This window comes from Arthrobacter sp. ZBG10 (assembly GCF_001238605.1).
Taxonomy (GTDB): Bacteria; Actinomycetota; Actinomycetes; order Actinomycetales; family Micrococcaceae; genus Arthrobacter.
The window spans coordinates 1-212 of record NZ_LFQH01000156.1; the positions used below are offsets into that span (position 1 = coordinate 1).

Genomic DNA, 212 nt, shown 5'->3' on the forward strand with positions numbered 1-212 from the left:
CTCCAGCGGCACGGTGGCGTCGCCGTCGCCGTGCAGGACGAGGACGGGCACGCCCACCTTGGGCAGGTCCTCCCGGAAGTCGGTGCCGGCGAAAGCTGCCATGCAGGCGACCGCGGCCTTTTTATCCGCCTGCCGGCAGAGCGCCAGGGCTTCCTGGCGCTGCTCCTCGGTGACCTTGAGGACGCCATGGACGGAAAAGAAGTCCTTGGTGA

1 protein-coding gene is annotated in these 212 nt (G+C 68.4%); it reads right to left on the bottom strand.

Annotation, left to right across the window (positions count from 1 at the left end):
• Positions 1 to 212, bottom strand: a 212-nt coding sequence (locus ACU18_RS18995) for an alpha/beta fold hydrolase (RefSeq protein ID WP_197273632.1), incomplete at both ends; no start/stop codon positions are given.